Source organism: Streptomyces sp. NPDC111656 (genome assembly GCF_055656965.1).
The window spans coordinates 47680-70407 of sequence record NZ_JBVKCA010000007.1; the positions used below are offsets into that span (position 1 = coordinate 47680).

Annotated in this window: 15 protein-coding genes, 1 tRNA gene and 2 pseudogenes; 11 read left to right on the top strand and 7 right to left on the bottom strand. The window is 68.4% G+C overall.

All coding sequences use genetic code 11. The annotated features are described in order from the left end of the window. Positions 1–221 precede the first annotated feature (221 nt). Positions 222–1550 carry a non-hydrolyzing UDP-N-acetylglucosamine 2-epimerase gene (gene wecB, locus ACZ7M3_RS21815; protein WP_472065304.1) on the top strand — a complete coding sequence of 443 codons (1329 nt, stop codon included), beginning with the start codon at positions 222–224 and terminating at the stop codon, positions 1548–1550. Here the strand turns inward: wecB and wecC are convergent. Continuing rightward, a pseudogene (gene wecC, locus ACZ7M3_RS21820) lies at positions 1452–2630 on the bottom strand (UDP-N-acetyl-D-mannosamine dehydrogenase); the annotation flags it as partial. The gene wecB and the pseudogene wecC overlap by 99 nt on opposite strands. A 387-nt stretch (positions 2631–3017) precedes the next feature. Between wecC and ACZ7M3_RS21825 the strand changes: the two are divergent. After that, the gene (locus tag ACZ7M3_RS21825; protein ID WP_472065306.1) at positions 3018–3821 is read left to right on the top strand and encodes an FkbM family methyltransferase; all 804 of its coding nucleotides are present in this window, start codon (positions 3018–3020) and stop codon (positions 3819–3821) included. Between the two features lie 47 nt (positions 3822–3868). Here the strand turns inward: ACZ7M3_RS21825 and ACZ7M3_RS21830 are convergent, their stop codons facing one another. Then, complete coding sequence (locus ACZ7M3_RS21830; RefSeq protein WP_472065307.1) at positions 3869–5200, bottom strand: lipopolysaccharide biosynthesis protein; 1332 nt, start codon at positions 5198–5200, stop codon at positions 3869–3871. A gap of 305 nt (positions 5201–5505) precedes the next feature. Then, positions 5506–6966, bottom strand: a complete 1461-nt coding sequence (locus ACZ7M3_RS21835; RefSeq protein WP_472065309.1) for an O-antigen ligase family protein — start codon at positions 6964–6966, stop codon at positions 5506–5508. 376 nt (positions 6967–7342) lie between these two features. On the opposite strand from ACZ7M3_RS21835, the gene ACZ7M3_RS21840 reads away from it, so the two are divergent. The 4 genes from ACZ7M3_RS21840 to ACZ7M3_RS21855 all read left to right on the top strand — a co-directional run bounded on the left by ACZ7M3_RS21840 (position 7343) and on the right by ACZ7M3_RS21855 (position 11368). Then, positions 7343–8347: a glycosyltransferase family 4 protein gene (locus ACZ7M3_RS21840; RefSeq protein WP_472065311.1), complete on the top strand. Its 1005-nt coding sequence runs from the start codon at positions 7343–7345 to the stop codon at positions 8345–8347. A gap of 31 nt (positions 8348–8378) precedes the next feature. Then, the gene (locus ACZ7M3_RS21845; protein ID WP_472065313.1) at positions 8379–9185 is read left to right on the top strand and encodes a WecB/TagA/CpsF family glycosyltransferase; all 807 of its coding nucleotides are present in this window, start codon (positions 8379–8381) and stop codon (positions 9183–9185) included. 156 nt (positions 9186–9341) lie between these two features. Beyond that, a complete protein-coding gene (locus ACZ7M3_RS21850; RefSeq protein WP_472065315.1) occupies positions 9342–10154 on the top strand; it encodes a class I SAM-dependent methyltransferase in 813 nt (270 codons plus the stop codon). Positions 10155–10843: 689 nt separating this feature from the next. Continuing rightward, positions 10844–11368 (top strand): DUF4760 domain-containing protein, encoded by a 525-nt coding sequence (locus ACZ7M3_RS21855; protein ID WP_472065317.1) that lies wholly within the window; start codon positions 10844–10846, stop codon positions 11366–11368. A 192-nt stretch (positions 11369–11560) separates the two neighbouring features. On the opposite strand, the gene ACZ7M3_RS21860 is transcribed toward ACZ7M3_RS21855, so the two are convergent. Then, positions 11561–11845, bottom strand: a complete 285-nt coding sequence (locus ACZ7M3_RS21860) for a DUF7336 domain-containing protein (protein WP_472065319.1) — start codon at positions 11843–11845, stop codon at positions 11561–11563. Between the two features lie 504 nt (positions 11846–12349). Further along, positions 12350–12821: pseudogene (locus ACZ7M3_RS21865) on the bottom strand (transposase); the annotation flags it as partial. 183 nt (positions 12822–13004) lie between these two features. Between ACZ7M3_RS21865 and ACZ7M3_RS21870 the strand changes: the two are divergent. Next, on the top strand, positions 13005–15047 hold the full coding sequence (locus tag ACZ7M3_RS21870) for a TerD family protein (RefSeq protein ID WP_472065592.1): 2043 nt from the start codon (positions 13005–13007) through the stop codon (positions 15045–15047). A 384-nt stretch (positions 15048–15431) separates the two neighbouring features. On the opposite strand, the gene ACZ7M3_RS21875 is transcribed toward ACZ7M3_RS21870, so the two are convergent. Then, positions 15432–15507: transfer RNA gene (locus ACZ7M3_RS21875), tRNA-Arg, on the bottom strand. A gap of 310 nt (positions 15508–15817) precedes the next feature. Here ACZ7M3_RS21875 and ACZ7M3_RS21880 point away from each other — a divergent pair. The 4 genes from ACZ7M3_RS21880 (at position 15818) to ACZ7M3_RS21895 (ending at position 21960) form a co-directional block, all read left to right on the top strand. After that, a complete protein-coding gene (locus ACZ7M3_RS21880; RefSeq protein ID WP_472065321.1) occupies positions 15818–17425 on the top strand; it encodes a dynamin family protein in 1608 nt (535 codons plus the stop codon). A 5-nt stretch (positions 17426–17430) separates the two neighbouring features. Continuing rightward, positions 17431–19599: a YfjP family GTPase gene (locus ACZ7M3_RS21885; protein WP_472065323.1), complete on the top strand. Its 2169-nt coding sequence runs from the start codon at positions 17431–17433 to the stop codon at positions 19597–19599. A 209-nt stretch (positions 19600–19808) separates the two neighbouring features. Then, complete coding sequence (locus tag ACZ7M3_RS21890; RefSeq protein WP_075033828.1) at positions 19809–20276, top strand: single-stranded DNA-binding protein; 468 nt, start codon at positions 19809–19811, stop codon at positions 20274–20276. A gap of 274 nt (positions 20277–20550) precedes the next feature. After that, the gene (locus tag ACZ7M3_RS21895) at positions 20551–21960 is read left to right on the top strand and encodes a Cys-Gln thioester bond-forming surface protein (protein ID WP_472065325.1); all 1410 of its coding nucleotides are present in this window, start codon (positions 20551–20553) and stop codon (positions 21958–21960) included. Positions 21961–22081: 121 nt separating this feature from the next. Here the strand turns inward: ACZ7M3_RS21895 and ACZ7M3_RS21900 are convergent, their stop codons facing one another. After that, positions 22082–22714 (bottom strand): sigma-70 family RNA polymerase sigma factor, encoded by a 633-nt coding sequence (locus tag ACZ7M3_RS21900; RefSeq protein WP_472065326.1) that lies wholly within the window; start codon positions 22712–22714, stop codon positions 22082–22084. Positions 22715–22728: the final 14 nt, after the last annotated feature.

Genomic DNA, 22728 nt, shown 5'->3' on the forward strand with positions numbered 1-22728 from the left:
GGGAGGGCAAATCACCGGCACATGCGCTTCTCCCGCTGAACGGACCAGACGGACGAACATCTCCATACGGCCGGGTGAACATGCCACCGGCATGATGGGCGTTGTCGCGGAATACCGATTCCCTGGTGCCCGGCGAGCCCTTCTTTCGCTCCGGGGAACTACGGCCACCGGTGGGTGCCACCCCGGCAGCGGTCCGGTGCCCGCCCAGAAGGAGAATTCGGGTGAAGCGACTGATGGTCGTCTACGGAACGAGACCGGAGGCCATCAAAATGGCCCCGGTCATCGAGGCACTCGACCGGTCCCCGATATTCCGGCCGACGGTGACGGTGACCGCCCAGCACCGCGGACTGCTCGACCAGGTCCACTCGCTGTTCGGCATCCGAGCCGACCACGATCTCGACATCCTCAGCGAGCGCCAGTCCCTCGCCGACATCACCGTGCGTGTCCTCGACGGGCTGTGTCCGCTGCTGCGGCGCGAGCGCCCGGAGGCGGTGCTGGTCCAGGGGGACACCACGACCGCGTTCGCCGGGGCCCTCGCCGCCTTCTACAGCCAGGTCCCGGTGGTCCACCTGGAGGCGGGACTGCGTACCGGCGACCGGTACTCGCCGTTCCCCGAGGAGATCAACCGCCGGCTCGCGACCCAGCTGGCATCCCTGCATCTGGCGCCCACCCCTCACGCGCGGGACAACCTGCTGCGGGACGGCGTCCCCCCGTCGTCCGTCGTGGTCACCGGGAACACGGTCATCGACGCCCTGCTCTGGGCGGTCGGGCGCCAGGCTCACTACGGGGACCCGGCCCTGGCCGACCTCGACGACACCGCCCGCCGGGTCCTGCTGGTGACGGCCCATCGCCGGGAGTCGTGGGGAGGCGGAATGGAGTCCATCGGCAGCGCCCTCGCCGATCTGGCGCGTGCCGAGCCCGACCTCCTCATCGTGCTCCCGCTGCACCCCAATCCGGTCGTACGGGCGGCGATCCTGCCCCAGGTAGCCCACATCGGCAGCATCCGCCTGACGGAACCGCTGGCCTACGGAGCGTTCGCCCGGCTGATGAACCGTGCGCACATCATCCTGACCGACAGCGGAGGCATCCAGGAGGAGGGGCCGGGCCTCGGCAAGCCCGTGCTGGTCATACGGGACACCACGGAGCGCCCGGAGGCCCTCCGGGCCGGGACGAGCCGCCTGGTGGGAACCGACCGCGAGCACATCGTGAAGCAGGTACGCCTGCTGCTGCACGACCGTGGGACGTACGCGGCCATGGCGAAGGCGGTGAACCCGTACGGCGACGGGCACGCCGCGGACCGGACCGTACGGGCGATCGGGCACTGGATGGGCCTGTGCGGGCGCCCGGCGGAGTTCGGCGAGGCGCCGGACTCCGCGGGTGACTTCGCGTCAGCTCCAGATGCCGCGGGTGTCGAAGACGGCCTTGCCGCGCAGTGCGGTCCGCTTGACGCCGCGAAAGGCGTCGTGGTCCACGAGCAGTACGACGACATCGGCGTCCCGCACCGCGGTGGTGACGTCGACGAGTTCGGCCACGCCCGTGTGCGCCAGTGAGTCCGGCAGTTCCCTGATGTGCGGCTCCGCGACCAGCAGCCGGCCGAGCTGACGCTCGGCCAGTTGGGTGACGATGTGCAGGGCGGGGCTCTCCCGGAGGTCGTCGATGTTCGCCTTGAAGGCCAGACCGAGGCAGGCGATCACCGGATCCTTGAACCGGCCGGCCGTCCGGACGACCTCGCCGAGCACATAGTCGGGCCGCTCGTCGTTGACCTCGCGGGCGAGCCGGATGAGACGCGACTGCCGGGGCGCGGTGCCGACGATGAACCAGGGGTCAATGGCGATGCAGTGCCCGCCGACACCCGGCCCCGGGCGCAGGATGTCGACCCGCGGGTGACGGTTGGCCAGGGCGATGACGTCGCCCGCGTCGATGCCGACGTGGTCGCAGACCATGGACAGTTCGTTGGCGAAAGCGATGTTGACGTCCCGGAAGGCGTTCTCGCTGAGCTTGGCCATCTCCGCCGTCGTGGCGTCGGTGAGCAGGCACTCCCCCTTGGCGAACACCTCGTAGAGCGTGCGCGCCCACTCGGCGCAGCCCTCGCCCACGCCTCCGACGACCCGGTCGTTGGTCACGATCTCGATCATCGTCCGGCCCGGCAGGACACGTTCCGGGCAGTGGGCGACCCGTACGTCGGGCGTGTCGCCCGCTTCGTGGGGGAAGGTCAGGTCGGGGCGGTGCTTGCCCAGCCACCGGGACAGCTCCACGGTGGTGCCGGGCGGTGAGGTCGACTCGAGGATGACGAGGTCACCCGCCTTGAGCACCGTCGCCACCGACGCCACCGCGTCGCGCACGTACGACAGGTCCGCCGTACGGTCCTCCTGGAGCGGCGTGGGGACGGCGATGATGAAGGCATCGGCGGCCTCGGGCGCGCCGGTCGCCCGCAGTCGGCCCATGGCCACAGCCCCGCTGACGGCCACCGCGAGATCCGGTTCGACGAAGGGGGCACGGCCGGCGTTGATGAGTTCGACGGTGGCGGGGTTGACGTCGACACCGACGACGTCGATGCCATGGGTGGCAAGGGCGGCAGCGGTGGGAAGGCCGATGTAGCCGAGGCCGACGACGCAGACGGTGGAGAACACCTGAAGGAATTCCTTTCGGCGGGCGATTCAGCTCGTCATCGTGTCAGAACGGTTTCTCTCCGGGGTATGTGAAAAACCGGCATGTCACCGATCGGCCGCTGTTCCACACGTTCCCATTCCACCGAATGCGTGAATCGGTTGTATCCGCCCGCCGACTTCGGTAGCCGTGATCCTGCCCATGGATACGTTGCGCCTATGAGTCGCCCCGAGGTGGGAAACCGCGAAAGCCACGCAATCAACGTGACGGAATACCGTGCGCACCGCAAGAGGTCCCGCAGGGTCACAGTGCGCGGGGGCGTCGGGCCCCATCTCCAGGCAATCGCCGTGGAACTGCTCGCTCGAGCCGCCAGACCAGTCCGACATCGGGGCGTCCAGCGCCTGACCTGGATGCTGTCGAAGTACTTCGACACGAACAACCGCGTCACCATCCGGATCGGCGAGGATTCACGGCTGCACGTGCACCTCGACGACGGCTACTGGACGAAGCTGCTGGATCCCGGTTTCGTCTATGAGCCGGAGATCGAGGACATGATCGACAGGGTGCTCACATCCGAGGCGATCTTCTTGGACTGTGGCGCCAACATCGGCTTCTGGTCGGTGCTGACGCGCCATCGGGCCCGGCGCGTCGTGGCGGTGGAAGCGAGCCCGGAGACCTTCCACCGGCTGACGGACAACATCGCCCTGAACGGCGGGGGCGTCGCGCTCGTCCACGCGGCCCTGTGGGGTCGCGACGACGTCTCGCTCTCGATCGTCGGCCACCATCTGTGTCATGCGGCGGCGTCCGTGTGTGAAAGGGGCGGCGACGTCGGCCGCAACGGCTGGCGGTCCTTCGACGTCGCATCACTGACCGTCGACACGCTCGTAGAACGACACTGTGCGGGACTGACGGGACCCGTGGTGGTCAAGCTGGACGTGGAGGGCGCCGAGATCCCCGCCGTCGAGGGCGCGAGGAAGACCCTCGCGGAACGAGACGTCGTCTTCCTGTTCGAGGACCACGGCCAGGACCCCACCTGCAAGGTCAGCCGTCATCTCATGGACATGGGCATGGTGGTCATGTCACCCGGCAGGCGCCGCCCGCTGGAGATCCGCGAGATCGCCGCGCTCAAGATCGATCCCACCCGGGGGTACAACTTCGCCGCCTGTCGGCCCGACGCTCCCTTCGTCGAGTCCCTGGCCCGCCCCCGCCCCTGAGAGTCCGGTCGCCGGCGTCGGCAGTGGGGGCACTGCGCTCGGTCCCGTCAACCGTCGACGGTGTCCCGGGCCGACGCACCGCCCTGCACCGGCACGGCGTCCATGCCGGGCCGTGCTCCCAGAGACCGCCTCGTCGTGCGGGACAACATGATCCACACGGTGAAGGCGGTGTAACCCACCGCGCAGGCGAGGGCGGCGGCCACCGGCCCCGTCCCGCCGCACAGGAACACGACGGTGAACTCGAACGCGGCGGCTACCACGGCAATCACCGCCAAGGTTCTGCGCCGTCCGGTGTCACGGAGCTCGACCCCTTGGAAGAGCCGTCCCACCGCCAGCACACCGGTGGCCGGCACCAGGAAGAGGACCGCGGGCTGAGCCGCCCGATAGGCCTCACCGTAGACAAGGGGCAGCGCGAAGTAGGCCAACGGTGTGCAGGCCCCGACACAAAGGGCGAGCAGCAGCAAAATCCTCCGCAAGTCGACCGGGTGGCCCGGCTGCCCTCGCGAGACGAGAGGGAAGAGGGCCGCGGGGAGGTAGCTGACGACCTCCGAAACATTGGTGGCGATGGCATAGATCCCGAGGGTCCTGTCCGCCCCCACCACGGAGAGCCCCATCTGGTCGGAACGCTGCAGGACGTATGTGGACCCGTTGAGGACATGGAGATCCACGTTGCCCCGGCACCAGACGAGAGCCATGTTCCGGCGCCACGCCGCCCTGCCCCGTCCATGCCGGGCGAGGTGAAGCAGCGATCCCCTGGCCTGCTCGAGACAGAACAGGAGAACGGAGTTCAACGCCGCCTGTGCCACGAACGACACAGTGGCCACCTCCAGGGCCGAGGTGAACCCGAGGGGCACGCAGAGGAGGCAGCCGAGGACCGGTCCGCAGTTCCCGAGGGTCCGTGTCACGATCAACCGACGGAGCCGACTGCCGCTCACCAGCATCCCGGTCGTCAGCCTGAACACCAGTCCCCCGTAGACGGCGGCGGTGGCACAGAGCGGCAGAAGCCACGACGGCTGCAACCAAGGGGGCGTCCAATCGCCCACCGCGAGCGCGGCGGCGCCCACCGATGCGGAGGCCAGGAGCGTCCAGGCGAGATAACCGGCGGAGAACGACGTCCCTTCCTTCCGTACCTCCCCAAGGCCTCTGAGGACCCCCACCTCGCCGCCCATCTCGAGACACGTCAGAGCAAGGGTCATGAACACCACGATGGACGCGTAGTGGCCCCGCTCGGTCGGCGCGAGCAGCCGCGCCACCAGAAGTGAGCCCAGAAGCGCGGTGACCGCTCCGCCCACCACGCCGAGAAAGGCCAGCGAGGCCTCTCCGCGGAGCGACGCCGGGACTCGCGACGCAGGGATGCCCTTCGTCCCCTTCCGCGTCATGGGCCGTCCGGACTCTGGGACCTGACGCGCCGCCGAGCGCATGCGCACCCGCGACCGCGGTCCCGGGCGACCGGCGTGGACCTCACGCTGCGCCCGCCGGATGTCGCATACGTGGCGCAGTGCTCCGCAGCCGACGACGAGGGCCAACGACCGGACGGGAGGGGCACATCCGGCACCCTCGCCCGCTGCGGGTCCCCAGAGAGAAGCCTTCGCGGGCGAGCCGAGTCCCGGTGCGCTCGACGGCGCCCCGGGCGGACTGGCGGACCGGCGGACCCTGGCTTTGCGTTACGTGCATCGGATACTCCTCAACGGCCGAGCGGACAGACCTCCGGGCGCGGCGGAGGCGGGTCGGCCGCCGGGGCGAGCACCGGTCGCCGGCGCCAGGACCGATGGGCGGTGGCGACCGACGGCCCGGTACCGGAGAGCGCCGGAGCAAGGGCGATGTACGGGCTGCTCTGCCGGGTGAGGGGCGCCGAGCCGGTGCCCCCGGCCGGCACCGCGGTACGCGGAACACCGACGAGGGCGAAGGCACACGCCACGACCAGCCACGACGGCAGACCGATGTACGTGGTCTCGAAGGCGACATTCGTGAAGGCGATGCAGCAGACGCCGACCGTCGCCCCGAACCAGGCAGACGCGACAGGATGGGAGCGCGCCCGCCATGTACGCCACAACGTCGCCACGATCAGCAGCGCGAATGCGCTGCCCGCCAGCCAGCCCAGGTAATAGACGTACCCGACGAAGGAGTTGTGGGGACCCGACGCGGCCTTGTCGAGCTCCGCACCCTGGAACACGACCTCGATCGGGCGGCCCGCTCCGGCGCCGAGGAGGGGCTCGGACCGTGCGACATCAAGGGCCGTGCGCCACATGACGTAGCGCAGTTCCACATTGTTGGCCGCCTCGCTGTCGGCATCGTTCTCACTTGCCTGCATCCGGCCCACCAGCCCACCGACGACCGGCAGGTCCGAAGGCTGCTGGTACGCCACCGACACGCTGATCACAGCCACCAGCCCCACGATGAGGAAGCTCCAGGTCAGCGCGGGCCATTGGACCGTTCTCCGGCGACACGCCCGGCTGGCCAGCGTGGTCGCGGCAAGCGCCGCACCCACCGCAAGCAGCGGTCCGCGCTTGTCGGCTGCCGCCGTGAGGCAGGCGGACCCGATCAGCGTCCACAGAAGCAGCCGACTGTCCCCTCTCTTGCGCAGGACCATGCCGAAGGCTCCGGCGATCGCCAGGTACAGCCCCACGGCGGCGGGCATGATCGACTGGCCCAGCACCATCATCAGGAGCGCGCCCGTGGTCGGCAGGTACAGAAGCCATCTCCTCCGGAGGAACTCCTCGACGGGCTGCGTGAGGAACCACACCGCGGCGGCCCAGGCGAAAAGGGGATACAGCCCCAGGATGCAACCCTTCATTGCGCCCGGATAGCCCTGTGACACACCACGGACTACTGCCTGGGCCGCGGCGAGGGCCAGCAGAATGGCACACATGCGGTATCCCCGCAGGCGAGACTCCGAAAGGGCTCGTGAAGCCCAGACCGGAGAACCGGCAAGGAGTGCGAGTACGACCAGGACATCCAGAAGGTAGACCGGATCGAGACCTACCGTCGCATAGTCCCTGCCGAACAGGAACAAAGGCGCCAGAGCTGCTCCCCACAGCAACCAGACCGCCACCCTCCGAAATATGGAAACGAGGAGCAGGGTGCCGACACAGGCGGCAGAAAACAAAAGCCCGAGCAGTGCGGAGTCCACACCCAACGCGCCCATGACGTCTCCTTCCGTCGTCCCGCTCCGTCCTACCACGCGAACAGTCCCAACTCGGCGGATCACGGTCACGATTCCCCAGCGGATTCAGGCGGCAATTCTTATGAATAAATGGACAGTACGGCAGCTCCGTGTCGCCCTGGACTCCTCATTGGACCGGTGATCTCATGGAGAGGTCTTTACCAAAGAACCGCCCTCCGGCGAAGATGACCATGAAGTTCAGAGGGTGAGCGTCATCATTCCGAAACTCCGCTTTTCACCGCAGGCGCCATTGTTGATGCACAGGAGAAGGACAGGGTTCCCGATCCGCAAGAGAAGTCCTTCCGCGACTTCATGGCCGAGGGTCCTGGTTTTGAGGCACAGTGCGAGCCTGGGTGGAATGGGGCGAGCCGCGGAATTCTTCACGCCGGTCGTGGAGTCGTGCTGCCGGGTCGCGGCGGTCGTCTCGCTTTCCGCGGACCGCACCGGATCCATGAAGTTCAAGGCGACCTGGTCGGCCGGGGCGGCCGCGACGGTGGCCGCCGTTGCGCGTTGTGCCCGTGTGCTGACGGTGATGTCACCGAGCGCGATCTATCTCCCGATCTCCCAGTGGGGTATGCCGCTCCTGCGCGACGCCATCATCACCCTGCTCGCCAGGGCATTCCGCTGCGCCCCCGTGATGCATCTGCACGGTTCTCAGCTTCCCGCGCGACTGCGCTCGAACGCGTTTCTGAGAATGGCGCTCGGGGGCAGTCATTGGCTGGTGCTCAGTGAGAACGTGGCGGAAGATATCAGAGCGTCCGGTTGCCGAGTCGCATCCGTGCACGTGATGAGAAATCCAGCGCCCGCGGGCGCCGTCTCGCCTCGCCCATCGGATTCCGGTGGCCCCTTGCGCGTCGGCTGGTTGGGGACGATGCACAGGAGTAAAGGCTTCGACATCCTCTGCGATGCGGTGGCCGGAATGAAACGAACAGGCGTCCCAGTGGAGTTCTCTGTCGCGGGAATACGCAGTGACGTGCCACCTCATCACATGTCGTGCGTGGACGAGGACCTCGGAGTACTGGCACCGGACAAGGTTCATTCGTTCTGGTCCGGGGTCGATGTCTTCGTCCTGCCCGCCCGATGGGCGGAGGGACTTCCCTTCGTGCTGCTCGAAGGCCTTCAGGTGGGCTGCGTCGTGGCCGCGACTTGGTCGCCCGGCAGCGCGGAACTGTTCAGCCGGGGTTGTGTGGAGCAGATCGACAGCACTGTCGAATCGGTCACCGATTTCCTGACACTGTGCATGACCGACATCGACGGTGTCCGGCATCGGCAACAGAAGGCCTGGGAAGAACTCCGCCCGCTCTACGATCCGGACACGGTCAGGGAAGCGTTCTCACGGATCTGGCGGGAAACGAATTTCTGAGTGGTGGCATGGGGGCGAATGGAGAGACAGCGTGTCCACACCCGAACTGCTGGAACACGACGGGTCGACAAGCCCGACGGGCCCCTGGCCGCCCGTGACGGTGTGTGGACTCCCCGTCCATCCGCTCACCCTGGAGGAGTCGGTGGCGGCCGCCGAGGCGCTGATCGCGGACGGCGGCCCCCACCAGCACGTCGTACTGAACGCCGCCAAGATCGTCCAGGCGCACGACGACCCGGAACTGGCGCGCATCATCCGCTCTTGCTCGCTCGTAAACGCGGACGGACAGTCGGTCGTGTGGGCCGGCCGCCTCCTCGGAAGCCCCCTGCCCGAGCGCGTGGCGGGCATCGACTTCATGCTGGCGCTGTGGCGCAGCGCCGCGCGCAACGCGTACCGCGTGTACCTCCTGGGCGCTGAGGCGAAGGTGGTCGAGGAGACCGCGCGCATCGCCGCCGGGCAGGGCGTCGAGGTCGTCGGACACCGGGACGGCTACTGGGACGACAGCGAGGAGGAGCGGGTGGTGGCGGCCGTCCGCGCGACCCGCCCGGACATCCTGTTCCTCGCCGTGCCGAGTCCGCGCAAGGAGCACTTCCTCGCCCACCGGCAGAAGGACCTGGGCTGCGCCCTGGTGGTCGGTGTCGGCGGGTCCTTCGACGTGGTGGCGGGACTGCGCAGCAGGGCACCGCGATGGATGCGGCGCGCCGGCCTTGAATGGTTCCACCGGCTTGTCCAGGAGCCGCGCCGCATGTTCCTGCGCTACGCGGTGGGCAACACCCGATTCGTCGTCATCACCGCCACGTACTGGGCGCGGCTGTTGACCGGCCGCGGGGGCGAGGCGTAGAGCCGACGGCCGCACCGGCGATCGCGAAGATCCCCGAAAGACTGCGGGAGATTTCTCAAAGGGTTGGTGCGGAAGGCTACGGCCGGATGTGTGAATCACGCCTCCCGATCTCCGTGGATCCGGCCGTGAAGACAGCCTCCGGAATAGTGTCCTCGCATGGCAAAAACCTTGACTTGGCCCACAATTGGACATCTTCAAGAACGCGCCCACGGCGATGGTCATGATTATGTGAAAGGTTCTCCGCATATCCGGCATCACCACATCCGCGAGCGGGTGATCTCGGGGGTTCACGACCTGGTGGGTAAGGTCATCGAACGGAACGGCCAGTGCCGGGTCCTCGAGGTCGGCGCCGGACATGGAACCTTCACCGACCATCTGGTGGCGGCCGGGGCGAAGGTCGAGGTGACGGAGATGAGCGCCCCCAGCGCGGCGGTTCTTCGGCATCGTTTCCGGAACAATCCGAACGTCACCGTCATTCATGACATTGAAGGAAAGGAAATCTTCCGCCCGGAGCCGCTCGACGCCGTGGTGTGCATCTCTGTACTTCACCACATCCCTGACTACCTGGGCGCCGTCGAACATCTCATTCAGCGCATTGGTCCGGGCGGTGTTTTCTTCAGCGTTCAGGACCCCTTGTGGTACCCGCGCAGGTCGGGACTTTCCATGAATTTGGATCACGGTGCTTATCTCCTTTGGAGGCTCGGTCAGGGCGAGCTGCGCCGTGGCCTGGCCACCAGGGTGCGCCGCCTGCGCGGCATCTACGACGAGATGAACGAGGCGGACATGTCGGAGTACCACGTCGTCCGCCGGGGAGTGGACGAGGTGGCCCTACAGGGACTCCTGGCACCGGTGTTTCACGATGTGGAGCTGCAACGTTACTGGTCGACACAGTCAGGAGTGCTGCAGGCGCTGGGGGAACGATTCGCTCCCGCCACCACATTCGGGCTCTTCGCACGGAACCGCTGCTGATCAGCGTTCCGTCCAGGACGGACCCGCAGGGAACGGCTCCGAAACGGCCCAGGGCACTCCGCTTTCGCGATCACTGCTTCTGGAGCTGCTTGGTGTCGGGCCGATCACCGCGGCACGGGTTCCGGTCGGCTGCCGCCGAAGATGGCGCTCAGCCCGCCTGTTCCCGATCCGTGCCGATCGTCGCCTGGACCACTCGAAGGTTCGCACCGGGCTGCACCCAGGACAGGTCCGTTCCCCCGAGATCGACGGCGGCGCTCCAGCCGGGGTCAGTTCCGTGAACTCCCCGTACGGCGGTCGGTACATCCGGACCACCCCGACCGGGGAAGTCCGGTCATCCGGTGGGCTGTTCACCGGGAGCACCGAATCGCCGGGGAAGACGCTCCGCCCCACACTGATGCAGCGGGCGTGACAGACCACCCTGTCAGCTGTTGTAAGGCTCGAGAAGCCTGCCGACCCCCGACAGGGCGGCCACGGATCGCGAAGTATCGCTACCCCTGGGTTGTCCCAGGTTCACCGTGATCCCCCGTCTGTTCTGGCGTGAAAGTGACACGGCCCGCAGGTGCGACACGGTGGCCGGCCAGCACCGCTCTCGCAGCAACCGCCGGCTGTCTGGCTCAGAATGGAGCCACTTGTGCTCGCGCACTCTCCTCGATCTATCAAGTTCCGGGAGCACCAGGCACAGTGAACATGTGACTGGCTTCGACCTTCTCAACGTACTGGCCCTTGTGGTCTCCGTGGCCGCCTTCGCCACCTCGATCTTTGTGGCTCGACGACAGCTGAAGCTGACGCAAGACTCGAATGTATTGCCGATCATCATCGATGTCTTCAAGGAAACTCGCACGTTGGAGTTCTCTCGGTCGATCGAGTTCGTCCGCGATGAGCTCTCTACGCGATACCGCTCCGATGACGGCTACCGCAATTTGCCAGAACAGGCGAAGGTCCACATCAGACGGGTTGGACTCTTCTACGACGACGTCGGCAAGTTGGTCGCTCACCAGATCGTGGATGAGCGACTTGTCCTAGGGTCCTACGGCGCAGCGGTCGTCAAAATGTGGGACCGGCTGGCGCCCTTCGTCTATGCGGAGCGGCAACGGCACGGGAACTGGACTATGGCTTACTTCGAAGATCTTGCGAGCCGCGCCCATGGGACCACCATGCGGGACATCCACAGAAGCATTCGCCTCCGGCGCCGTCCACCAGCGATGCCTCAGTAGCCGACCTTCTGACGCCCCCAGATGGCCCGAGCGGTGGCGCATCGTGCCCCTCGACTCGATGAGAACCATGGGCGGGGCGGTTGCTGAGGTCTGCCGGGCTGATCAGCCAGCCGCTGTGAGCCGGTGACGGTCGATCGCGGTCGTGCCGGTGGCTGTACTTCGCTGCTGCACTTCTCGCGGTGTTCGCTGCCGCTATTCGCCCGGAGGGATCCGCACGAAGCCCTCCGTCCAGGTGTCTTCATCGAGTTCGTAACCGTCGAGGATGAAGCACTCCGGCTCGTCCCGGAAGCCCGGCAGCAACTGGGCTCGCTTCATGCACTCCTCCGCCAGCTCCCGTGTCGAATAGATGCCGAGCAGTTTCACGTCGTCGCCGTCCTGCTCGTCGACGAAGACGCCGCACTCGTCGACATGAACGGTCGAGTGGTTGTTGCCGGCCTCGTTCTGGTGGCCAACATGCCTAAGCGGGTACACGATCACGCTCCCGAAGCTACCAGTGCTGAAGTTGAGTCAAGTCCTCGGCCATCTTGAAATTCGAGGCCCCGGAGGGACGGCAGCGGACAGGGGCAGTCGCTGGGGTTGCGGAACCGCGCTGCTGTGCAGCTTGCTTCACTGCCGTGTTCCGGGCGTGAGCTTCGCGTCGTAGTCGGCTTTCGTGGTCGGCGATCTGACGGGCCACGGGGACGCTGGTGGCAGTTCGGATCAACCGCTCGTTGTCACGATCCACCAAGAAAGAAGCGTTGCCTCCCAACCGAGGGCGCCGTCCGCTCTGCTCCTCAGTCAGCATCGCCCGATGATGACATGGTGCGAGTCCCCGCCCGTTCTGGCACGAGAGTGGCACAGCCTCCTCCGGCGCTGCGGCCCCCACACCACAAGCGACTCCCCTGATGGACCCCAGCACGATCCAGGTGAGGGTTGGTGGAGTCTCGATGAACGATTCAGGGGCTTCTGCTGGGTCGTTGGTGCTGTCAGGTGTCGCTGTCGGCGGTTGCGTCCCAGGAGGGCCCGGAGGACATCGACGCGTCGACGAGCAAGGGTGATGACGACCTGGACGTGCTTGCAGCCCTCGGCCCGCTTCTTCAAGTAGTGGTCGCGGTGGGGGCCTTCGCGGATGGTGCTGGTCTGGGCGGACAGACAGAAGACGCGGCGGAGGCGAGGCGGCCTGCGTCGGCGTAGGTGCCCAGGTCACCGGCTGCGACGATGAACTCGGCTCCCAGGATGGGGCCATGCCCGGCAGGGACTCGATGATGTGGGCCTGGGGGTGGGTGCGAAAGGTCTGCCGGATCTGCTGGTCGATGTGCTTGAGCCGGTCGTCCAGGGCGAAGATCCGTGTGGCGATGTCCGCGACGATGCCGGCGGCGACGTCTTGGCCGGGAGGCATGACGTGCTGAGTCCTGGCGGCTTGGAGGGCGGTGGCGGCGACCGCGTCGGGGTTGCGGACGATCCGTGCCTTGAGACTGACCAGGGCGGACAGCTTAAGGATCTTTCCACGAATCCTGCACGGATTCCGCACGACTCCTACAGACACGCTGTGTGGGCACTACAGTCGCCTGCGCACCGATCACCACATAACGCCGAACATCAGGCAGCCTGGGTGACGGCGCGAGCACGCCCAAGTTGCATCGTTTTGGGGGTATTTATGCGTGAAATGATCAAGGGGTCGAATGTATCTCTCGCGGCTTTGAGCGAGAACATCGATTCGGTGATCGTCAGCCTGGGCTGGGGGAGCTCGACCGGCGAAGGGGATGCCGATGTGTCCGTCCTGTTGCTGGACGCGAACGGCAAGGTCCGCAGCGACGCCGACTTCCACTTCTACAACAACCCGGTGGCCGCGGACGGAAGCGTGCAGCTTCTGGGCAAGACACCGACGGCGGACGGCAACGAGGACCGGATCAGCTTCGACCTGACCGCGGTGCCCTGCGAAGTCGATCGCATCGTCCTGGCCGCCAGCCGTTACGAGGGCGCTCGCTTCGGAGAACTGGAAGGCGTGAAGCTGGCGTTGGCGGACGGCGGAGGTGAGGAACTCCTCCGCTTCGCCATCGACGACGCCGATTCGGTGAGCGCGATCATCTTCGGCGAGTTGTACAGGCGTGCGGAAGAGTGGAAGTTCCGCGCCGTCGGCCAGGGCTACGACGCGGGCCTCGCCGGTCTGGCCACGGACTTCGGGGTCGACATCGACGACGACGCGACGGCCGAGGAGACGCTGGACGGGGCTACCGGCGACGATCGGACGGACGCGACGGCAACGGTGCGGGCCGACGAACCGAAGCGGCAAGAGACGCTGGGGGCGGTCCCCTCCCCCCGTCAACCTGAAGGCGAGGCCCAGCCGAGGAAGCCGGCCGCGCGGCCTCGTACGGCCAAGAAGAAGGTCACCCTGCCCAAGGCGGCCAAGAAGACGCTGGCGGAGAACGAGTCGTGGAAAGACGCAAGACTCTTCCCCGCGTCGGCACTCAAGAGCGACCGGGAGCGTGAAACACGTGCGACCTCGGTACTCCTGTCCGTGATGGCCCAGGTGCCTGAATTCGGCAGGAGACTCACCGCCGCGTTCGGAGCGCCCGCCGGTCGGATGGAGACCTTCACCGAGGTCACCCTGCCGCACGGCGACACCCCGCGACGCCCCGATGGAGTGATCCGAGTCGAACGGGCCGGCAAGTTGTGGACGGCGCTCGTCGAGACGAAGACCAACGGCAGCGCGCTCAAGGCCGATCAGGTACAGGCGTACATGGACATCGCCGCGCGCCGTGGCTACGAGGCCGTGATCACCCTGTCGAACGACGTTGCCTTGGAGGGCAGCCCGCTCGTCGAGGTCAAGATCGACGGGAGGCGCAAACACAAAGTTGCCCTTTGGCACCTGTCATGGGCGGAAGTCGCCCATCAGGCACAGATGTTGATCAGGCACGAGGGCGTCGGCAACGCGGCGCACGCCTGGCTCCTCCAGGAACTGCTGCATTACTTGCAGCACGAGAACTCCGGCTGCCACGGCTTCCAGAACATGGGACCGGCCTGGGTACCGGTACGCAACGGGATCGACGACGAAACCCTGTGCCAGGGAGACCCACGCGCGCTGGAGGTCGTCGAGAGCTGGGAGCGCCTCATCCGTCAGGTCTGCCTACGGCTGGGCGGCGAACTGGGGCAGAAAGTACTGCCTGTCCACCGCGCCAAGCGCGGAACCGATCCGAAAGCACTCCGTGCCCGCCTCGCAGATCAGCTCTGTCTCGACGGGACACTTCAATCGGAACTGCGCATCGAGGGAACGCCCGGCGTCCTGGCGATCAGCGCAGACCTGCGTACGGGCAAGCTCCGCACGTCCATCGAGATCCCGGCGCCCGAGCAGGGCTACCCCCTGTCGTGGGCGAAGCGACTCGTCCGGCGCCTGGCCGAGGCACCGGCGGATCTTCACGTCGAAACCCTCGTCGAAGGGGAAACGGGCGGCCCACGGGGAACGCTGGAACGTCTCCGCCCCGAGCCGGCCGACATGCTGCCCAAAGAGACCGCCACCCAGATCGTCGGCTTCCGACTCTCTCTCCTCAAGAGCATGGGAAGCAGCCGCGGGAACGCCGAGTCAGGCTTCATCCGCAGCGTCGACGACGCGGTGAACCGCTTCTACACCAGTGTGGTGGTCCATTTGGACGGTGCGACACCTCGCCGCGCACCTTCGAAGGAGGAGACGACGACGGGCTGAGGCTCAGCGATCAGCCTTGCCGACTCGGACGTTCGGTCATCCGTCAGGCATGGCGCAGCGCGTGCCGGGCCGCCCTGCCCGCGCACGTCTTCGAATCGCCCACGGGGAAGCGGGTGTACGACAACCGTGACCAAATGGCTCAACGCCGGGATCCCGTCCACCCAGGTGGCCGAATGGGCCGGGACCAGCGTGCCGGCCCACACAGAGGCTGCTCGCCGAGAACTTCGACCCGTATTCGGCACGGCCACCCGCGAAAACCCGGCGACAGCCGGACAGCCCCGGAACCTTCCCTTGATCATCCGGGGAGGGTGTTCGGGGCTTCGCCGTGTCGAGCAGAACCCGCCCTGACCAGCAAAAAAGCCCTCCCAAAGGGAGGGCTCTCAGTGGCGCCCCCGGCAGGACTCGAACCTGCGGCCAAGCGCTTAGAAGGCGCCTGCTCTATCCACTGAGCTACGGGGGCCAGGTGTGGTGGCCGGTTTCGTGGTGCCCGGGTGTGGGCCGATCCGTGACCTTGCCGGGGACAAGGATAGGGCTCCCGGGTCCTTGTCCCTGGTGCTTCGCCTCCGTGGCTCAATGTGGAGGTTCAGTGAAGCGGTCCTGATAATCGCAGGCAGGTACGAATCGTGCACCGCTTTTGGCGTCTCGCGCATCGGGTGTTGTGCACTCGTTATGCCTGCGCCCCAGTCGTCCCTTCCGCCCCGTGTGTCCTGTCGGCGCGCAGACATAGTCATATGCTTCAGAAAGACTCCAAAATTGGGCATTCTTCGCATGTGGTGACCTTGGACGTACGGCCTCAGCTGCTCGACGCACTCTCCGCCCTGCGCGACCGTGTCGCCGCCGCACGCTTCCCGCTGCCCCTGGCTGGGGCTCCACGCGCGCGTGCCAACCGCGACGAACTGCTCGCACAACTAGACGACTATTTGGTGCCCCGGTTGAGGGAACCCGAAGCACCACTTCTCGCCGTGATCGGCGGGTCGACGGGAGCGGGGAAGTCCACTCTCGTCAACTCCCTCGTCGGACGCCGGGTCAGCGAGGCCGGTGTCTTGCGGCCGACGACCCGGACGCCGGTACTGGTGTGCCATCCGGAGGACCATCACTGGTTCAGTGGAATGCGGGTGCTGCCCGACCTCACGCGTGCGTGGGTGCCCCACCAGGAACCCGGTGACGACCTTCAGGCCCTCATGGAGCGCGGGGAACGGGTGCTGCGTATCGAAACCGCCGACACCCTCCCCAGGGGCCTCGCCCTGCTCGACGCGCCCGACATCGACTCCCTGGTCGCCGACAACCGCGTACTCGCCGCCGAGCTGATCTGCGCTGCCGACATCTGGGTCATGGTGACCACGGCCGCGCGGTACGCCGACGCCGTGCCGTGGCATCTGCTGCGTACCGCCAAGGAGCACAGGGCGACCCTGGTGACCGTTCTCGACCGGGTGCCCCACCAGGTGGTGTCCGAGGTCTCGCGGCAGTACGGCGCCCTGCTCACCAAGGCGGGGCTCGGCGAGGTGCCCCGCTTCACCGTGCCGGAACTGCCCGAGTCCGCGTGGGGCGGCGGCCTGCTGCCCGCCACGGCCGTCGCGCCGCTGCGCACGTGGCTCGTCCACCAGACGCAGGATCCCGGAGCCCGGCACGCGGCGATGGCCCGTACGGCCCAAGGACTCCTCGACTCGCTCAAGGCCCGAATGCCTGAGCTCGCCGGTGCCGCCGCCGCGCAGTACGCGGCCGCGCTGCGGCTCACCGCCGCCGTCGACGGGGCGTACGACAGCGAGCACGCGCGTGTGAAGGGGCGTCTGCAAACCGGTGCCGTGCTCTCCGGGGACGCGCTCAAGCGGTGGCGCGCCTACCCGCTCGACTGCACCGCGGGTGAACTGCTCGACTCGCTCGTCGAGAGCCTGGCCGCACTCCTGCTGTGCGCCGTCACGGCCGCCGACGAGCGCGTGGACGACGCCTGGCGGCGCGAACCAGCCTCGGATGCCCCTGGGCTGACGGGCCGTGATCCGACGCTGGAGAGCGCCGAGCACCGGATCGGGATGTCCGTACGACGTTGGCGGCGGGTCCTGGAGGAGTGCGCCGAGGACGAGGTCGGCCGCCTCGACAAGAGCGTGGCACCTGACGCCGAGGTCGTCGCCGCACTGGTGGCCACCGCGCTCCTGGGCGGCCACCGGGCACGCAACGCGGGCGAGGGGCTCGCCGAGCGGCTCGGCGCGCACGGCGCCCTGCGGCTGCGCGAGAGGGGCGGGCGCCTCCTTGCCGAGTACCTCGACAGGGCCCTGCACACCGAGCGCGAGCGCCGTCTCGCCCCGCTCGACGCCCTCGACGTGCACCCAGAGCCCCAGGCCGAACTCATCGCCGCGCTGTCCGTACTGCAGAAGGAGAGGTGACCGCGGTGACTGCCGTCACAGACCACACGGATCACGCCGACCACACCGGAGACGATTCCCCCGAAGACGGCACGTCCGATCACGGAATGTCCGGTCACGACGCGTCCGACCACGGGGGCGCGTCCGACCAGGGAAGTTCCGAAAAGGGCCGCTCTGAAGGCTTGCGTTCCGAGACCGACTCCCCGGCGGCCTTCGCCACGGAAGCCGCGGACGGCGAGCCCGCCGCCGGGGAGGCTCCCACGGAGTCCGTGGCGAAGCCGGAGGTGGAAGCCGAGGCGGACGCGCAGAGAAAAGCGCAGACAGAAGCGGCAGCACAAGCGGAGACGGAGACAGAGGACACCGACGGGGCCCAAGAGGTCACCTTCGATGCCCCGCGTGGCGGCGCGCACACACGCGTGCAGGACGACGCCGGGCACACACGCGTGAAGGACGACGATGTCGGTACCCGTGCCGAGTCGGAGACCGCCTGGGACGACGGGCTGATCGCCCGCCGCGTGTCCGAGACGGCCCCCGGCCAGGAGGCACACGCCCCGTCCCTGGTCCTGGAGACCAAGACCGCCGTACAGGCCCCGCCGGCCCCGCTCGCGTACGACGGACCCCTGAGGTCGCGCCTTGAGGCGCTCCGCGAGCTGGTGGGGTTGTCGCGCACCCGGCTGGACAGCGGGACGCTCGCCGAGGCGAGCCGGGTCCTCGACGAGGCGGCGGCGCGGCGCAAGCTGTCCGGTGAGCACACCGTCGTCGCCATCGCCGGGGCCACCGGCAGCGGCAAGTCGCAGCTCTTCAACGCGCTCGCCGGGGTGGCCATTTCGGAGACGGGCGTGCGCAGGCCCACCACCGCCGCGCCCATCGCCTGCAGCTGGAGCGACGGCGCGGCGACCCTCATCGACCGGCTCGGCATCCCGGGACGACTGCGCAGACGTCCACTGCAGAGCCCGGAGGCGGAGGCGCAACTGCGTGGTCTCGTCCTGGTCGACCTGCCCGACCACGACTCGGCGGCCGTCCAGCACCGCGAGCAGGTGGACCGCATCCTGGCGCTCGTCGACGCGGTCATCTGGGTCGTCGACCCCGAGAAGTACGCGGACGCCATGCTCCACGAGCGATATCTGCGGCCCATGGCGGGCCACGGGGAGGTCACCTTCGTGGTCCTCAACCAGGTGGACCGGCTGCCCGGCGAGGCCGCCGACCAGGTCCTCGACGATCTGCGCCGGCTGCTCGACGAGGACGGGATCGCACTGGGCGAGTACGGCGAACCGGGCGCGACCGTGATGGCGCTGTCCGCGCTCACCGGGGACGGCATCGGCGAACTGCGCGAGTCGCTCGGCCAGTTCCTGGCCGAGCGGGGCGCCGCCGCCCGTCGAATTTCGGCCGATCTCGACGCGGCCGCCACGCGACTGCGTCCCGTCTACTCGACCGGGCGGCGTACGGGGCTCAGCGAGGAGGCGCGCGACGAGTTCGCGGACCGGCTCGCGGACGCGGTGGGCGCCACGGCGGCCGGCCAGGCGGCCGAGCGCGCATGGCGCCGCAACGCCAACCGCGCGTGCGGCACCCCCTGGCTGCGGCTGTGGCGCTGGGTCCAGGGCGGGGGGGACTCGACGACGGGCCGACTGTCGCTACGGGCACCCGCGGACGAGGAGGCCACGGCCCGGCAGCGCGTCGAACAGGCGGTGCGTACGGTGGCGGACCGGGCGGCCCGCGGGCTGCCCGCGCCCTGGGCGCAGGCGGTGCGCGAGGCGGCCGTGCGCGGTGCGCAGGGGCTGTCGGAGGCGCTGGACGAGATGGCGACGCGCGCCACGACTCCGGTGGGGCGGCCGCCGCGGCCCGGCTGGTGGCCCGCCGCCGTGCTCGCGCAGGTCTCGATGACGATTCTTCAGATCATCGGCGGGCTGTGGCTGCTGGGGCAGATCATCGGGTTCATGACGCCGAACCTCGGGCTGCCGGTGCTGCTGATGTTGGCGGGCATCATCGGCGGCCCGGTCGTCGAGTGGGGCAGCAGGATGGCGGCGCGCGGACCGGCCAGGCGGTACGGGCTCGAAGCGGAACGGCGACTGCGCGAGGCTGCCGCCGGGTGCGGGAGGGCGCGGGTACTCGATCCGGTGGCGGCGGAGTTGCTGCGGTATCGGGAGGTGCGAGAGCAGTACGGGCGGGTCACGGGGGCGTCGGCGCCGGTCGGATGACGTGGAAGAACTCCACGGACTGAAGTGCCTCCACCCCTTCGGGTGACGCGGTTGTCCACAACCGGTCGGTAGCACACAGGGCTCAGCGGGCCCGGCCCGACGAAGGCAGTCTGAACTCGCGGCGATCGCAGCGCATGCGAACGCAGAGCGCGTGAACGCACAGCACGCGAACGCCGCGACAGACGCATTCGTACGGAGAGGGGTCGGGCATGAACGAGACGATGGTGTGCGCGGTGGGGAACGTGGCGACGCAGCCGGTGTACCGAGAGTTGGCGAACGGCGCGTCGGCGAGGTTCCGCCTGGCGGTGACGGCGCGGTACTGGGACCGCGAGAAGAGCGCCTGGACGGACGGCCACACCAATTTCTTCACCGTGTGGGCGAACCGCGCGCTCGCCACCAACGTGGGGGCATCGCTGTCGGTGGGCGATCCCGTCATCGTGCAGGGCAGGTTGAAGGTGCGTACCGAGGTACGCGAAGGACAGAGCTGGACGTCGGCGGACATCGACGCGGTGGCCATCGGCCACGACCTCTCGCGCGGCACCTCGGCCTTCCGGCGCCCGAACAAGGAAGGGGACACGACCGCGTCCCCCCGGCCCGAGCCCAACTGGGAGACGGAGCCGGAGAGTCGTTCCCTGGACGTCTCCCAACAGCAGCCGGAACCCGCCGGAGTGACCTGACGTCAGGTACGGAATCGCCCTGACCGGGCAACCTGACCGAACTGCGGCTTATCGACAAATCCGCACCGGACAGTCCCCATTGATTTGTCGATAAGCGCAGCTCACAGGCTCGCCGACCGATAACGATTCCGATTCGGATCGGTTATCCGACGGCAGGACCGGGAAGCGCGGTGCGCCCACGTCCTTAGGATGCCGGGCATAGCTCACGGGGCTTCTGATTCTGCTGGCGGGACCGTCCCCCCATGTCAACGGGTCCTGCTCGAAGGGGAATTCTGTGTTTTCTTCGTTCTCTGCGTGGTCCACGCGCAGGCGAGGGGCCGCTCGCCTCGCCGCCGCGACGTTGGTGTCGGGGCTCGTCGCCGCGGGGGCGCTGGCCACCGCCGGTGCGGCCGCCGCCGACGATGCCCCGCAGAGTCAGGGCGGCGCGACCGCGACCATCGGCGGTCTGAAGACGTACGGGTCCGCGGTGGTCCACGACAACGGCGTGGACCAGCAGGTGTCCGCCGGTCTGTTCGAGATGTCCGTCGACGGCGGCGGCATGCTGCAGACGTACTGCATCGACCTCCACAACCCGACCCAGCGTGACGCCCAGTACCAGGAGACCTCCTGGAGCGGCACCTCGCTGAACGGCAACAAGGACGCCGGCAAGATCCGCTGGATCCTGCAGCACTCCTACCCACAGGTGAACGACCTCGCGGCGCTGGCCGACATGACCGGTGCGCACGGCCTCACAGAGCAGGACGCGGCGGCCGGCACCCAGGTCGCCATCTGGCGGTACTCGGACGGCGCCGACGTGGACGCGTTGGACCCGCAGGCGGAGAAGCTCGCCGACTACCTGCAGAAGAACGCGCGGAACGTGGCGGAGCCCAAGGCCTCGCTGACCCTCGACCCGCCCGCGGTCTCCGGTCACGCCGGCGAGCGGCTCGGCCCGATCACGGTGCACACCGACGCGGACAGCGTGACGGTGACGCCGCCCGCGGACGCCGCCGCCAGTGGGGTGAAGGTCGTAGGCAAGGACGGCAAGGCGATCACCTCGGCGGCTGACGGCAGCCGACTCTACTTCGACGTGCCGAAGGACGCCACGGACGGCTCGGCGGCGCTGACCGTGCAGGCGTCGACGACCGTGCCGGTCGGCCGGGCCTTCGCCTCGGGGACCCGCAGCCAGACACAGATCCTCGCGGGCTCCAGCGAGTCGACGGTCTCGGCGACGGCGACCGCGAACTGGGCCAAGGAAGGCGCGATACCGGCGCTGTCCGCCACGACGAACTGCGCCAAGGGCGGCGTGGACGTCACGGCGACCGTCACGGGCGACGCGCCGTTCACCTTCGAGCTGATGGGGGCCGAGCACACCGTCGCCGCGGGCAAGTCCCTGACGGTGACGGTCCCGCTGCAGGAGGACCAGGCGTACGACTTCACGCTGACGGGTCCGAACGGTTTCGAGAAGCACTTCGCCGGCATGCTCGACTGCAAGACACAAGGCAGCGCGAGCGACATCACGACCCAGACCGTCGGTGAGCCGAGCCCGGCCCTGGCGAGCGCCGACTCCACCGGGGGCACCAACCTCGCCGAGACCGGCGGCTCCGGCGCGACCCCGATCATCGCGGGCATCGCCGTCGTCCTGGTCGTGATCGGCGGCACGGCGGTGTTCCTCCTCCGCAAGAAGAAGGCACCGGCGCAGAACTGAGCCTTGCGACACCGCACCTTGGCAACTCAACAGTGAGTGACCGCAGCACGGTGACTCCGTGAGCCGCGGCCCCGGCCCGCCCCCAGGCGACCGGGGCCGCTGCCCATTCCGGCCGCGCCCGTCAGACCATCGCGCCGACCAGCTCGCGCCGCTCGGGCAGTCCACAGCGTTCGGCGTCGGACAGCGAGGCGATCAGGGCGCTGCGGGCACGAGCCACGCGTGAGCGGACCGTACCTATGGGGCAGTCGCTGACCAGGGCCGCCTCCGCGTACGGCAGTCCGAGGAGCTGGGTCAGCACGAAGGCCTCGCGACGCTCCTCGGGCAGTTCGGCCAGCAGTTCGTCGAGTGCGATGCCGTCGTCGAAGCCCGGCAGGCCGCACGGCTGGGCGCGTTCGGCGGCGAGCTGCCAGTCGTCGGAGTCGGCCAGCCGGGGCCGGGCCGCCGCGGTGCGGAAACTGTCGATCACGGCCCGGCGCGCGATGGCCAGCAGCCAGGTACGGGCCGAGGAGCGGCCCTCGAAGCGGTGCAGGCTGCCGAGGGCGCGCAGGAAGGTGTCCTGGGCCAGGTCGTCGGCGGTCTGCGGGTCCGCGCCCAGATAGGTGACGTAACGGCGTACGTCGCGGTGCAGGGCGCGCACGAACTGGTCGACGGCGTCGGGGTCACCGGCGCGGGCGGCCAGCGCCCAGGCAGTCAGCGACGCGTCACGTGAGGTGGGCAGGGCGGGAGTGGTCACCTGGTGTCCTTCTCGGGTCATCCGGGATCCGGACC

Excerpts from the sequence above, each read along its gene's own strand:
- ACZ7M3_RS21825 (WP_472065306.1), top strand. The coding sequence starts at position 3,018 with ATGCTGTCGAAGTACTTCGACACGAACAACCGCGTCACCATCCGGATC.
- ACZ7M3_RS21830 (WP_472065307.1), bottom strand. The coding sequence starts at position 5,200 with ATGACGCGGAAGGGGACGAAGGGCATCCCTGCGTCGCGAGTCCCGGCG.
- ACZ7M3_RS21835 (WP_472065309.1), bottom strand. The coding sequence starts at position 6,966 with ATGGGCGCGTTGGGTGTGGACTCCGCACTGCTCGGGCTTTTGTTTTCT.
- ACZ7M3_RS21840 (WP_472065311.1), top strand. The coding sequence starts at position 7,343 with ATGGGGCGAGCCGCGGAATTCTTCACGCCGGTCGTGGAGTCGTGCTGC.
- ACZ7M3_RS21850 (WP_472065315.1), top strand. The coding sequence starts at position 9,342 with ATGGCAAAAACCTTGACTTGGCCCACAATTGGACATCTTCAAGAACGC.
- ACZ7M3_RS21870 (WP_472065592.1), top strand. The coding sequence starts at position 13,005 with ATGCGTGAAATGATCAAGGGGTCGAATGTATCTCTCGCGGCTTTGAGC.
- ACZ7M3_RS21890 (WP_075033828.1), top strand. The coding sequence starts at position 19,809 with ATGAACGAGACGATGGTGTGCGCGGTGGGGAACGTGGCGACGCAGCCG.
- ACZ7M3_RS21900 (WP_472065326.1), bottom strand. The coding sequence starts at position 22,714 with ATGACCCGAGAAGGACACCAGGTGACCACTCCCGCCCTGCCCACCTCA.